Annotated in this window: 9 protein-coding genes; 3 read left to right on the top strand and 6 right to left on the bottom strand. The window is 62.2% G+C overall.

The window, feature by feature from the left end; all coding sequences use genetic code 11:
- Positions 1–2 precede the first annotated feature (2 nt).
- The 4 genes from V8G57_RS15940 to V8G57_RS15925 are packed head-to-tail and all read right to left on the bottom strand — an operon-like array spanning position 3 to position 4,885.
- Complete coding sequence (locus V8G57_RS15940) at positions 3–2,066, bottom strand: oxidoreductase (protein WP_342830206.1); 2,064 nt, start codon at positions 2,064–2,066, stop codon at positions 3–5.
- A 9-nt stretch (positions 2,067–2,075) separates the two neighbouring features.
- On the bottom strand, positions 2,076–2,606 hold the full coding sequence (locus V8G57_RS15935) for a DUF5943 domain-containing protein (RefSeq protein ID WP_092398166.1): 531 nt from the start codon (positions 2,604–2,606) through the stop codon (positions 2,076–2,078).
- A gap of 28 nt (positions 2,607–2,634) precedes the next feature.
- Positions 2,635–3,606, bottom strand: a complete 972-nt coding sequence (locus tag V8G57_RS15930) for a dipeptidase (RefSeq protein ID WP_342830204.1) — start codon at positions 3,604–3,606, stop codon at positions 2,635–2,637.
- A 10-nt stretch (positions 3,607–3,616) separates the two neighbouring features.
- Positions 3,617–4,885, bottom strand: coding sequence for a serine hydroxymethyltransferase (locus tag V8G57_RS15925; protein WP_342830203.1), 1,269 nt, complete (start codon positions 4,883–4,885; stop codon positions 3,617–3,619).
- Between the two features lie 464 nt (positions 4,886–5,349).
- On the opposite strand from V8G57_RS15925, the gene V8G57_RS15920 reads away from it, so the two are divergent.
- Positions 5,350–6,363, top strand: a complete 1,014-nt coding sequence (locus tag V8G57_RS15920; protein ID WP_342830202.1) for a GlxA family transcriptional regulator — start codon at positions 5,350–5,352, stop codon at positions 6,361–6,363.
- Positions 6,364–6,458: 95 nt separating this feature from the next.
- On the opposite strand, the gene mgrA is transcribed toward V8G57_RS15920, so the two are convergent.
- A complete protein-coding gene (gene mgrA, locus V8G57_RS15915; protein ID WP_092398155.1) occupies positions 6,459–7,502 on the bottom strand; it encodes an L-glyceraldehyde 3-phosphate reductase in 1,044 nt (347 codons plus the stop codon).
- A gap of 242 nt (positions 7,503–7,744) precedes the next feature.
- Between mgrA and V8G57_RS15910 the strand changes: the two genes are divergently transcribed.
- Together V8G57_RS15910 and V8G57_RS15905 are read left to right on the top strand one after the other, a co-directional pair.
- The gene (locus V8G57_RS15910) at positions 7,745–9,898 is read left to right on the top strand and encodes a TonB-dependent siderophore receptor (protein WP_342830200.1); all 2,154 of its coding nucleotides are present in this window, start codon (positions 7,745–7,747) and stop codon (positions 9,896–9,898) included.
- An 11-nt stretch (positions 9,899–9,909) separates the two neighbouring features.
- Positions 9,910–11,832 carry a PstS family phosphate ABC transporter substrate-binding protein gene (locus tag V8G57_RS15905; RefSeq protein ID WP_342830198.1) on the top strand — a complete coding sequence of 641 codons (1,923 nt, stop codon included), beginning with the start codon at positions 9,910–9,912 and terminating at the stop codon, positions 11,830–11,832.
- A 51-nt stretch (positions 11,833–11,883) separates the two neighbouring features.
- Here V8G57_RS15905 and V8G57_RS15900 read toward each other — a convergent pair whose 3' ends face one another.
- On the bottom strand, positions 11,884–12,393 hold the full coding sequence (locus V8G57_RS15900; protein WP_092398149.1) for a DinB family protein: 510 nt from the start codon (positions 12,391–12,393) through the stop codon (positions 11,884–11,886).

The following is a 12,393-nucleotide window of genomic DNA, read 5'->3' as shown; positions in this document are numbered from 1 at the left end:
GGTCAGAAATCCTTGCACAGGCGCAGCGCATCGTAGATCGCTGCGTGGATGTTATGCATGGAGATGCAGTCGCCGACCCGGAACAGCAGGAAGCGGCCGCCGCCCAGGGTTTCCGCCAAGGCCGGCTGCGGCTCGGCGGCGAACAGCTTGTTGACGTCGATCTGGCCGCGGTTGAGCGATTGCGGCTTGAGCGACCAGTACAGATGATCGTTGGGCAGGATGCCGTTTTCAATCACCACCTGGTCGACTACCCGCTCTTCCTGTATCTCGGTGTATTCGTTGCGCAGCACCGCGACCTTCTTGTCGCCCTCGGCGTAGACCCGGTCCAGCCAGTAGTTCGGCGTCGGGATCACGCCTTGCGCATACAGGCGGCGATAGAAAATCGGGAAAGTGGTGCCGCCGGTGTCGTCGGCGATCTTGACGTCGGGCGTGACGATTTCCACCAGGCTGCCGCGGCTGGCCAGGAAATCGGCGACGCCGAAACCGGCGTGGGTGCTGATGCCGTCGTACACCAGCACGTTCTTGCCGGGCGCGACGCGGCCTTGCAGGATATCCCAGGAACTGACCGACAGGCCCTCGGCAATGCCCCAGGCCGCAACCTGGCCGGTGTAATTGCTGCCGCCGGTCGCCAGCACCACGATATCCGGCTGTTCGGCCATGATCATCGCTTCATCGGCATCCACGCCCAGCCGGCGGTCGACGCCGAGGCGCCTGGTTTCCATGTCGAACCAGCGCACGATGCCGGCCATCTGCTCGCGCTGCGGCGCCTTGGCCGCCAGGTTGATCTGGCCGCCGACGACATCGCTGCGCTCGAACAGCACTACATCGTGGCCGCGTTCACGCGCCACCCGCGCTGCTTCCAGTCCAGCGGGGCCGGCTCCCACCACTACTACCTTGCGTTTCGGGCCACGGCTCCTGGCGATCTGGTGCGGCATGCTTTGTTCGCGCGAGGTCGCGGCGTTCTGTACGCACAGCACGTCGAGCCCGTTGTACTGGCGGTCGATGCAGTAGTTGGCGCCCACGCATTGCTTGATTTCGTCTTCACGGCCGTCGCGGATCTTGATCACCATGTGCGGATCGGCGATCTGCGCGCGCGTCATGCCTACCAGGTCGACCATGCCGGAAGACAGTATGCGTTCCGCCTGGCCGGCGTCGCGTATGCTTTGCGCGTGCATCACCGGCACCTTGGACACCGCCTTGATGCCGGCCGCCAGGTGGACAAACGGTTCCGGCGGCAGCGCCATCGGCGGCATGCAGTTGGCCAGGGTATTGTGGGTATCGGCGCCGGAGCCGACCACGCTCAGGAAATCGACCAGGCCGCTGGCCGACATCGCTTGCGCGATTTCCTTGGCGGTTTCGTGATCGACGCCGTCTTCATGGAACTCGTCGCCGCACATGCGCAGGCCAACGCAGAAATCGCTGCCGACCGCTTCCCGCACCGCGGTCAGCACTTCAATGCCGAAGCGCATGCGGTTTTCCAGGCTGCCGCCGTATTCGTCGCTGCGCTGGTTGACGCGCGGACTCCAGAACTGGTCGATCAGCTGCTGGTGGGCGGCGGAAATCTCGATGCCGTCCATGCCGGCCTGCTTGACGCGTTTGGCGGCAGCGGCAAAGTCGGCGACGATGCGGCGGATTTCTTCAATCTCGATGATCTTGGCGTTGCCGCGATGGACCGGTTCGCGGATCCCCGACGGGCTGACCAGGTGCGGCCAGTTCTCGCCATGCCATGCCGTGCGGCGCCCCATGTGGGTAGCCTGGATCATGATCTTGGCGCCGTGCCGGTGCATGGCCTCCGCCAGCCGCGACAAAGGCTCGATCACCTTGTCGGTGGTCAGGTTGACCGATTTCCACCAGCCTTGCGGGCTGTCGATGGAAACCGTGCTGGAGCCGCCGCAAATCGCCAGCCCCAGGCCGCCCTTGGCCTTTTCTTCGTAATACCGTATATAGCGTTCGCCCGGCAAGCCGCCGGCTTCCGCGTACACCTCTGCGTGGGCGGTGCTGACTACCCGGTTGCGCAGGGTCACCTGGTTCAGGGTCAACGGCGAAAACAAAGTCGGATAACGCATGGTCTGTATCTATCCCTGAGCGGCGACTGCCGTGACTGTAAACACGCAATGATCGTGGCCTTCGCCGCCGCACTGGGTTTCGCTGCAGCTCGAGCGCAACGGATTGCCGGTGGTGTCGGAGACCCAGTCCATGGCGCCGGCAAACCAGCCGGCGAACATGTAGCAAAGCTTGCCGTGCGCTTCCGGCTGCTGCAGCACGAACGATGAATTGAGCAGCTTGATGCTGGCGCTGGCCTTGGCCGCATCTACCTCGGTGAAAGAGAACAGGCCCCAGCCGCGCTGCGACAGGCGCTTCAGGTAATGTTTGTAGACGTCGAGGCCGGACATGCCGTGCTGCCTGGCTTCCTTTTCGCACCAGAAATAGGCGGACTTGTGGCCGGCCTGGTACAGGATCTCGGCATATTCTTCGCGTCCCAGCGCGGCTTCCACCGCGGTATGGTTGTTGGTGAAAAAATGGCGCGGGACATACAGCATCGGCAGTTTGTCGGTAGTCCAGACGCCGGTGCTGGCGTCGACTTCAATCGGCAATTGGGGTTGCATCGCTACTCCTCGGTATCTTGCTTGACGTTCAATCGTTCCAGACTTCGCCGAAAACCCGCAGCCAGTTTTCGCCCAGCACCTTGCGTATGCGGCTTTCTTTCCAGCCGGCGCGTTCCATCGCGCTGGTCAGGTTGGGGAAATCGCCTATGGTGCGAAAACCTTCAGGATTGATCACCGTGCCGAAATCGGTCAGGCGGCGATGGCGGCCCTTGTCGTGCGTCAGCCATTCAAAGAACGGCTTGCCGTAGCCTTGCGTGAAATCGGTGCCGATGCCGACGCAATCGTCGCCGACCAGGTTGATGATGTAATCGAAGGCTTCCACGTAGTCGTCGACATTGGCGCTGCTGCCGCGCTTGAGGAAAGGCGGGAACATGGTGACGCCGATGAAGCCGCCATGGCCGGCGATGAATTTCAGCTGCTCGTCGCTCTTGTTGCGCGGATGCTGTTTCAGGCCGGACGGCAGGCAGTGCGAATAACAGACCGGTTTCTTCGAGGCCAGGATCGCTTCGGTCGAGGTATTGCCGCCGACATGCGACAGGTCGACCATGATGCCGACCCGGTTCATCTCTTCGATCACCTCGCGGCCAAAACCGGACAAGCCGCCGTCGCGCTCGTAGCAGCCGGTGCCGATCAGGTTCTGGGTGTTGTAGCAAAGCTGCACCACCCGCACGCCCAGCTCGGCGAACACTTCGATATAGCCAAGGTTGTCTTCAAACGCATGGGCGTTCTGGAAACCCAGGATGACGCCGGTGCGCCCTTCCTTTTTTGCGCGCCTGATATCGTCGACGCCGCGCACCAGGGTCAGCAGGTCGGCGTTGTCGCGGATCAGGTTCTTCATGTCGACCACATTGCCGACCGTGCCCTGGAAACTTTCCCAGACCGAGATGGTGCAGTTGACGGCGCTCAGGCCGCCCTTCTTCATGTCTTCGAATACCGGCCGCTCCCATTTGGAAATGTTCAGGCCGTCGATGACCAGGCTTTGCTGGTGCAGGTTGCTCATGCCGGACTCCTCAATAGATTGGGAAACGCTTGCACAGCGCGCGTACTTCAGCCAGCACGCGCTGCTCGACTTCGGCGTCGCCCTCGGGCTTGCGCGCCAGTGCATCGAAGATCTCGACGGTCAGGCGGCCGATGGTGCGGAACTCGTCGACGCCGAAACCGCGCGCGGTGCCGGCCGGTGTGCCGAGCCGGATACCGGAGGTGACTGTCGGCTTTTCGGTATCGAACGGGATGCCGTTCTTGTTGCAGGTAATGCCGGCGCGTTCCAGCGCATGCTCCACTTGCGTGCCCTTCAAACCCTTCGGCCGCAGGTCGACCAGCAGCAGGTGGTTTTCCGTGCCGCCGGTCACCAGGTCGACGCCGCCGGCCAGCAGCACTTCGCCCAAGGCTTTGGCGTTGGCCACCACGCTGGCGATGTATTGCTTGAACTCTGGCTCCAGCGCCTCGCCGAAGGCGACCGCCTTGCCGGCGATGACATGCATCAGGGGACCGCCCTGCAAGCCGGGGAACACCGCGGAATTGATTTTCTTGGCGATGTCCTCGTCATTGGTCAGCACGAAGCCGCCGCGCGGACCGCGCAAAGTCTTGTGCGTGGTCGACGTAACCACATGCGCATGCGGCACCGGACTTGGATGATGGCCGGTCGCGACCAGTCCGGCGATATGCGCCATGTCGACCATCAGCAGCGCATCGACGCTGTCGGCGATGGCGCGGAAACGGGCGAAATCGAGCTGGCGCGGGTAGGCGGAATAACCAGCGATGATCAGGCGCGGCTTGTGCTGTTTCGCCAGCGCTTCCACTTCGTCGTAGTCGATCAGGTAAGTATCGCGGTTGACGCCGTATTGCACGGCGTTGAACCATTTCCCCGACATCGCCGGCCGCGCGCCGTGCGTCAAATGGCCGCCGGCGTCGAGCGACATGCCGAGCACGGTATCTCCCGGTTTCACCAGCGCCAGCATGACGGCGCCGTTAGCCTGGGCGCCGGAGTGCGGCTGCACATTGGCGTACCTGGCGCCGAACAGCTGCTTGACCCGTTCCAGCGCCAGGGTTTCCACCTGGTCGACGAATTCGCAGCCGCCGTAATAGCGCTTGCCGGGATAACCTTCCGCATACTTGTTGGTCAGCACCGAGCCCTGCGCTTCCAGCACCGCGCGCGAAACGATGTTTTCGGAAGCAATCATCTCGATCTGGTTTTGCTGGCGTTCCAGTTCAAGGTTGATGGCTTGCTTGACCGCGGCGTCGCGTTGGGCCAGCGACTGGGAAAATGCAGGAAGTGTCATTTGTATATGCCTGGGAAAAAGAGGGTGTCGTGAGTGGTTCGTTGGTTGACACCATTTTGTCCCAGCCCCTTCCTCGCTATTGACTTGATCTGACGGGAACCTTTCAATTTGCGACATTGCCGTCACTTTTAGCCAAGCGCCGTTTGCAGGCCGGTCCGCCGGCCATGGCGACGGCCGGCGCGCCGCTTGCGCCGAAATGGTTCACGTGCACAAAAAGCGGGATCGCCGGCAATATTTTTTTGCGCCTGCACAGCCTGGGAAGACGGGTCGGGGCAATGCACTGGAAATCAAATCCTGCGTCTGCGGCCAGCGCCTTTTTCCTCTTTTCCGGCGGCCGCAAGCGTTGAAAATAAATCATCTGGTCGGCTTGGCATGCTTATTGCGACGCACAACCGAAAGCATTTGTTGTTCAGTCGTTTCAACGTTACATTGTCCATCGCTGATGTTTGCCAACGGAGCAGGTCATGTCTAAAAGCAGTTCTTCCTTCACCCATTTTGCTTTCATGCCGCTCAACAACTTTACGATGCTGGCATTTTCAAATGCCATCGAAGTACTGAGGATGGCCAACTACCTGGAAGGAACGATCCTGTACCGCTGGTCGGTGGTCAGCCCTGAAGGCGGCCACGTGACAGCCAGCAACGGCCTTTCCGTGACCACCATCCGCGCCGACCAATGCCCTGCCGCCGATGTCGTGTTCGTCTGCGGCGGCACCGACATCGACGCCGCGGTCAACCCTGCCACGCTGGAATTGCTGCAATACCTGGCGACCCAGGACCTGACCCTGGGCAGCCTGTGCACCGGCGCCTTCGCCTTGGCCAAGGCCGGCCTGCTGGACGGCTACACTTGCGCCACCCATTGGGAAAACTTGTCGAGCCTGAAACAAACCTATCCCGCGATTTCTTTCGCGCCGGACCTGTTTGTCGTCGATCGCGACCGCATCACCTGCACCGGCGGCATAGCGCCGCTGGACATGATGCTGAACCTGATTTCGACCCAGGTCGGCAAGACCACGATTGCGGCGATTGCCGATCAATTCATCCTGGAGCACGTGCGCGACCACAAGGACCAGCAGCGGGTGCCGCTGACGGTGCGCATGACATCTGCCCGCCCGGCCATGGTGGAAGTGGTGTCGCTGATGGAAGCAAATATAGAGGAACCCTTGTCGCTGGACGAGCTGGCGCAGTTGTCGAACTCATCGCCGCGCCAGCTGCAGCGCATGTTCAAGGAACACATGGGCATGTCGCCTACCCATTATTACCTGACGCTGCGCCTGCGCAAGGCGCGCGAACTGCTGCGCCAGACCGACATGTCGATACTCAGCATCACGGTGGCTTGCGGTTTCCAGTCTGCCTGCCATTTCAGCAAGACCTATCGCGAAGTATTCAGCGTTGCGCCCAGCACCGAGCGCCGGCAGCCCAGCCAGGTTCCGGCGGCCTTGCTGGCAGCGCCAACGCAGCAGGCGGCAGTTTTCATTTAGCGGCGAAGCATCAGGGAGAGAAGAAAAAACGGGCGCCTCTGGCGCCCGTTTTTATATCTGCAAAACAGCAGTTCTCCATCGTGTAACCTTATGGCTTATGGCGCCAGCTCTTTTATCGAACGCTCCCACAGGTTGATGCCGCCCTCCTTGGCCTGCTCGTCGATGGCCGCCAGTTCTTCTTTCGTAAAATCCAGGCGCTGCAAGGCAGCCACATTTTCCCGGATCTGGCCCGGGCTGCTGGCGCCGATCAAGGTGGTGGTCACGCGCGGATCGCGCAATACCCAGGCCAGCGCCATCTGCGCCAGGCTCTGGCCACGGGCCTTGGCGATCTCGTTGAGCGCCCGCACCCGCGCCAGGTTTTCCGGGCTCAGGTGAGCCTGCTGCAGCGAACCGCCGCCCTCGCGATTGATGCGCGAATCCTGCGGCACACCGTTCAGGTATTTGTCGCTCAGCAGTCCCTGCGCCAAGGCGGTAAAGGTAATGCAGCCCATGCCTTCCTGTTCCAGGGTATCGAGCAAGCCGTCTTCAATCCAGCGGTTGAACATGTTGTAGGACGGCTGGTGGATCAGGCAAGGCACTTTCCAGTCGCGCAGCAGCTTGGCGGCTTCCGCGGTCTTGGCCGGCGAATAGGACGAGACGCCGACATACAGCGCCTTGCCCTGCTGCACCGCCGTCGCCAGCGCGCTCATGGTTTCTTCCAGCGGCGTTTCCGGATCGAAGCGGTGCGAATAAAAGATATCGACGTAGTCCAGGCCCATGCGCTGCAGGCTCTGGTCGAGGCTGGCCAGCACGTACTTGCGCGAACCGCCGCCCTGGCCGTACGGCCCCGGCCACATGTCCCAGCCGGCCTTGGTCGAGATGATCAGCTCGTCGCGGTAAGGCCGCAGGTCCTCCTTCAGGATGCGGCCGAAATTGGTTTCGGCGCTGCCGTACGGCGGCCCGTAGTTATTGGCCAGGTCGAAATGGGTGATGCCGAGGTCGAACGCGGTGTGCACCATTTCCCGCTGGCGCGCCAGCGAGGTAGTGTCGCCGAAATTGTGCCAGAGCCCCATGGACAACAATGGCAGCTTGAGGCCGCTGCGGCCGCAAAAGCGGTACTGCATTTCGTCGTAGCGTTTGCTTGATGCGTGATAACTCATGACTGGAATATTCCTTTTGACGATGGTCTGGTGGTCTCTTTGAAAATTCTGTTTTACCGGCGGGACTTGCATCCAGCAATTCTACAGAGCTCTCTTGCGTCTCGCTGAGAGCGGCCGATTTGATATTTTGGCAAATTGCGTTGTATTTTGAAAAAATCCTGCCTCACTTAATTACGAATGATTCTCATTTGTATATAATGACGCCTATTACTAAAAATAAATAGCCAGGCGAGGATAAAGTTTTGAGAAAGCAATTAGCAGGAATATGCACCGCCATGCTGGCGCACGGCGCCATTGCAGCCGATGCGCAGGCACAAGCAAACACCAGTGCGGCAGCCAGTGAAAACACGCTGCCTACCGTGTCCGTCAAAGCCAGCCGGGAAGACACGGCGGAAAAAGGCTACCAGGCAAAACGCGCCGCCGTCGGCAGCCGCAGCGATGCTGCCCTGATCGACGTGCCGCAGGCAGTCAGCGTCGTCACTTCCCAGTTCCTGCAAGACCGCCAGCCGAGCAGCCTGGCGGAATCGCTGGATACGGTGTCCGGCGTCCATATGGGCAATACGCTGGGCGGCACGCTGGATGCAATCATCAAGCGCGGCTTCGGCGACAACCGCGACAACTCCATGCTGCGCGACGGCATGCTGTCGGTCCAGCCGCGCAATTTCACGCCGACCACGGAACGTATCGAAGTGCTGAAAGGTCCTTCGTCAATGCTCTACGGCAGCATGGACCCGGGCGGCGTCATCAACGTCGTCAGCAAGAAACCGCTGCTGGAAAGCCAGCGCTCGGTCACGCTCGGCGTCACCAGCTACGGCGGCGTCAGCGAACAGGTCGACCTGACCGGACCGATCGGCGATTCGGGGCTGGCGTACCGGCTGATCGCCGACCATGAGCGCAGCAACTACTGGCGCAACTTCGGCGAAACCACGCAATCGGTGGTGGCGCCGTCGCTGGCCTGGTATGGCCGCGATACGACGCTGTCGTTCGCCTACGAACACATGAACTATTCGGTGCCTATCGACCGCGGCACCGTCATCGATACGCGCACCGGCAACCCGGTGGCCGTGCCCAAGGAGCGCCGCTTCGACGAAGCCTACAACGTGTCGGCCGGCCGTTCCGACGCCGTCAACCTGCGCTTCGACCACAAGCTCAACGCCGACTGGACCCTGCATGGCGGCTACGGCTTCAGCCGCAGCTACTACAACGACTGGCAGGCGCGCGTGCTGTCGGTCAACTACGCCACCGGCATCGCCACGCGGCGCGTCGACTCCACCCAGAACGGCGTGCAGTCGGCGCATACGCTGACCTTGAACCTGGAAGGAAAATTCAACTGGGGCGAGGTGCGCCACGACATCGTCGGCGGCGTCGACTACATGCGCAACTACCGGGTGCTGGGCGACCTCTACCGCGGCCCGAGCAATACCCAGTTCAACATCTACAATCCGGTCTACGGCCAGCTGACGCCTGCCGGCAGCAAGATCAGCCCGGCCGACAGCGACCAGACCGACAAGCTGATCTCGCGCGGCGTGTTCGTGCAGGATTCGATGCACCTGGATGAACGCTGGATCCTGCTGGCCGGCGCACGCTACGAATATTTCAATGAACTGACCGGCAAGGGCCGTCCTTTCATCGTCGGCAGCAAGGTCGCCGCCGGACGCGCCACGCCGCGCGCCGGCGTGGTCTACAAGCTGGCGCCGGACTGGTCGATGTACGCCAGCTACAGCGAATCATTCAAGCCGAATACTTCGATTGCAACGCCGATCGGCGAGTTGCCGCCGGAACTGGCCAAGGGCTACGAGATCGGCTCGAAACTGGAAACCGACAACCTGACTGCCACGGTAGCCGTGTTCGATATCCAGAAGCGCAACATCCAGACCACGGAAACCATCGGCGGCGTCAACTACACCCGCAACGCCGGCAAAGCCAGGTCGCGCGGCCTGGAGTTCGACGCCAGCGGCCGCATCAGCCAGGACTTGAGCCTGGTCGGCAGCTACGCCTACACCGAAGCGCGCTACGCTGACGATCCCAAGCTGGCCGGCAATCCCCTGCCGAATACACCAAAGCATTCGGCGTCGCTGTACCTGACGCGCGATTTCGGCGTCTCGCGCCTCGGCCCGGTCGAAGGCCGCGTCAGGGCCGGCGCCGGCGCCCGCGTGTTCAGCAGCCTGCCGGTGGGCGACGGCACCGGCAAGGTCTACCACCTGCCCTACGGCCGCGTGATGGATGCGTTCATATCCTGGAACACGCTGCTCGGCGGCCAGTCGGTCGACTGGCAGTTCAACATCAAGAACATCTTCGATTCGACTTATTACACTGCCAGCTGCTGCACCGGCACGCCGTTCGTCAACATCGGCGCCGGCCGCGAGTTTACGCTCAACGCCAAGCTGAATTTCTGAGGATGGCCAGGATGAGGAAAGCATTGCTGGCTTGCGCGCTGCCGCTCCTCGCCGGGGCTGCGCATGCAGCGCCGGCGCCGGACCAGGAAATGCCAGAGTATCAAGCGCAGAGCGTGAGCTTGCCGCCCCACGCCAGCTATCTCGATGAGCAAAACGCGATCCGCATCGGCGGCGCCGAGCACGCGCAATTCGTGATCGACCGTTTCAATGCCCTGTTCGCCGGCAGCCATCCTGGCGTGCGCTTTTCCGGCCATGTCAAGGGCACTACCGCCACCATGCCGCTGCTGACTTACGGACGGATGCTGTACGGCCCGATGGGACGCAGCGCCAATGCGGCGGAGCTGGAAGCCTATGAAAAAGCGGTCGGCGCGGCGCCGCTGGAAATCCGCATCGCCCATACTTCCGACGATGCGCAGCAGGAAATGTCGTATTCGATCGGCATCTACGTCAACCGCGCCAATCCGATCGAACGCCTGAGCGCAAGCCAGGTGGCGCGCATCTTCACCAACGGCAACCCGGACGGCGACCTCTCCCACTGGGGCCAGCTGGGCGCCGGCGGCGCCTGGAAAGAACGCGCCATCCATCCTTTCGGCACGCCTGAATATACCGGCATGGGCACCTACATGCAGTCCGGGCCGCTGCAAGGACGGACCTTCACGCCGGCGTACGAACAATGGGGCAGCACCGAAACCATCCTGAAACGGCTGGAACAGGATCCGGCCGGCATCGCGTTTGCCGCCATCGGCCACGAAAACGCGGCGCTCAGGCAACTCGCCATCGTATCCGGCGATGGCCGCAGCGAGACACGCGGCAGCCGCCAGGAGGTGGCTGCCGGCGCCTACCCTTACGGCCGTTACGTGTATTTCTATTTGCGGCGCGAACCGGGACAAGCGCTTGACCCGGTCGCCAAGGAGTACCTGCGCCTGGTGCTGTCGCGCCAGGGCCAGGAAATCATCGCCAGCCAGGCCGGCGGCTATATTCCGCTGTCGGCGGCGGAAGTCCGCGCTGAATTGCAAAAAATAGAACTGGCGGGAAGCGGCGCCAGCGTATCGGCCCCGGTTCTGCCTGGACTGCTGCTGGCCGGCGCGGATGACGCAACCGATCTGTTCAAGCGCTTCAACGCCATGTTTGCCCGCACGCAGCCGCAAGCGAGCATCGGCATGGCGCTCAAAGGCTCGTCAACCGGCTTGCCGGCACTGACAGCCGGCACCGCTTCCATGGCAATCGTCACGCATGAAGCAAGCGCCGCCGAAATCGCTGCGTTTCGGCAAGCGTGGGGTTATGCGCCGTTCCTGGTTCGCATCGGCTACGCCGGTTCCGGGCAAGAAGCCCCCGCCGTCTACGTCAACCGGCGCAATCCCCTGCCCGGCCTGAGCATGCAGCAGCTGGCCCGGGTGTTTACCGCGGGTTCGGCAGCGGGCAATCTGAATTTCTGGTCGCAGCTGGGACTGAAGGACGGCTGGCAGCAACGCCGCATCCACTTGTACGGGCTGCGCGACGATGGCGGCAGCGCTACCGTCTTGCGTACCGCACACCTGGGAAAATATCCCTTCGCTGCGCACTACGAAGCGCTGGACACCGCGCAAGCCGTCTTGGCGGCAGTCGCCGACGATCCTTACGGGATTGCCTTGCTCGCGCCGACCAGCGACGCTCCGATCCCCGCGTCGCTGCGCATCTTGCCGCTGTCGCCGGCCGATGGCGCCGTCGCGGTCATGCCTTCTCCTGAAAACGTGGCGGCGGGAAAATATCCGCTCTCCGTGTACCTGCAGCTGTATTTGAACCGGCCGCCCGGCAAGGCCCTCGACGGACAGCTGGCGGATTACCTGAAGATGATATTGTCGCCGGCAGGGCAAAGCCTGCTAGCCGGCGCGGCAGGCGGTTACCTGCCGCTGTCGGCCGGCGATTTGACCAAGGAAAAGAAAAAACTCGACTAGGACAAAGCTACGGACAGGGAAGCGCTATCGGCAACGCAGATGCCGGCTCCTTTAGATCGGATCTGCCCGAAGGTGTTCCGGCCGGTGCAGGAAGACGGTGAGCGTATCCCGTTGCGGCGGCACGCCGATCTGCGACAGGATACGGCCGACGGCGCCGCGATGGTAGTTGCCGTGCGTGACCACATGGGCCAGCATCTCGCCGCGGGACATGCGGCCGGCCGAACCATCGACGAAGGTGAACTCGACCACCTCTGCAAGCTCGGCTTCCGATACCGTATCGGCATACGATAGCAGCCAGCGGTCGGTTTCGCGGACCGCTGCGCGCAGGTCGGCGAGTTCCGGCGTCGCCGTGGTATTGAGCGCCTTGTAATCGTGCGGCTTGCGCTCCAGGTTTGCTTCGAAAATCCGGTCCACGACGTAGACATGGTTCAAGATGCGCGCGGCGTCGTGTTTTTCCCGCTCGTGGGATTCCGGCGGCAACGCGGCCAGCGCCGAAAACAGGGTGTCGTTGGCCCAGGCTTTGTATTCAAACAGGGTGGTCAGCAGTTTTTGTGTATTCAT

Origin of the sequence: Collimonas rhizosphaerae (genome assembly GCF_038896935.1) — a bacterium.
GTDB lineage: Bacteria > Pseudomonadota > Gammaproteobacteria > Burkholderiales > Burkholderiaceae_D > Collimonas > Collimonas rhizosphaerae.
This window is presented reverse-complemented; position numbering and strand designations above follow the sequence as displayed.

Excerpts from the sequence above, each read along its gene's own strand:
- mgrA (WP_092398155.1), bottom strand. The coding sequence starts at position 7,502 with ATGAGTTATCACGCATCAAGCAAACGCTACGACGAAATGCAGTACCGC.
- V8G57_RS15920 (WP_342830202.1), top strand. The coding sequence starts at position 5,350 with ATGTCTAAAAGCAGTTCTTCCTTCACCCATTTTGCTTTCATGCCGCTC.
- V8G57_RS15935 (WP_092398166.1), bottom strand. The coding sequence starts at position 2,606 with ATGCAACCCCAATTGCCGATTGAAGTCGACGCCAGCACCGGCGTCTGG.
- V8G57_RS15900 (WP_092398149.1), bottom strand. The coding sequence starts at position 12,393 with ATGAATACACAAAAACTGCTGACCACCCTGTTTGAATACAAAGCCTGG.
- V8G57_RS15930 (WP_342830204.1), bottom strand. The coding sequence starts at position 3,606 with ATGAGCAACCTGCACCAGCAAAGCCTGGTCATCGACGGCCTGAACATT.
- V8G57_RS15925 (WP_342830203.1), bottom strand. The coding sequence starts at position 4,885 with ATGACACTTCCTGCATTTTCCCAGTCGCTGGCCCAACGCGACGCCGCG.
- V8G57_RS15905 (WP_342830198.1), top strand. The coding sequence starts at position 9,910 with ATGAGGAAAGCATTGCTGGCTTGCGCGCTGCCGCTCCTCGCCGGGGCT.
- V8G57_RS15940 (WP_342830206.1), bottom strand. The coding sequence starts at position 2,066 with ATGCGTTATCCGACTTTGTTTTCGCCGTTGACCCTGAACCAGGTGACC.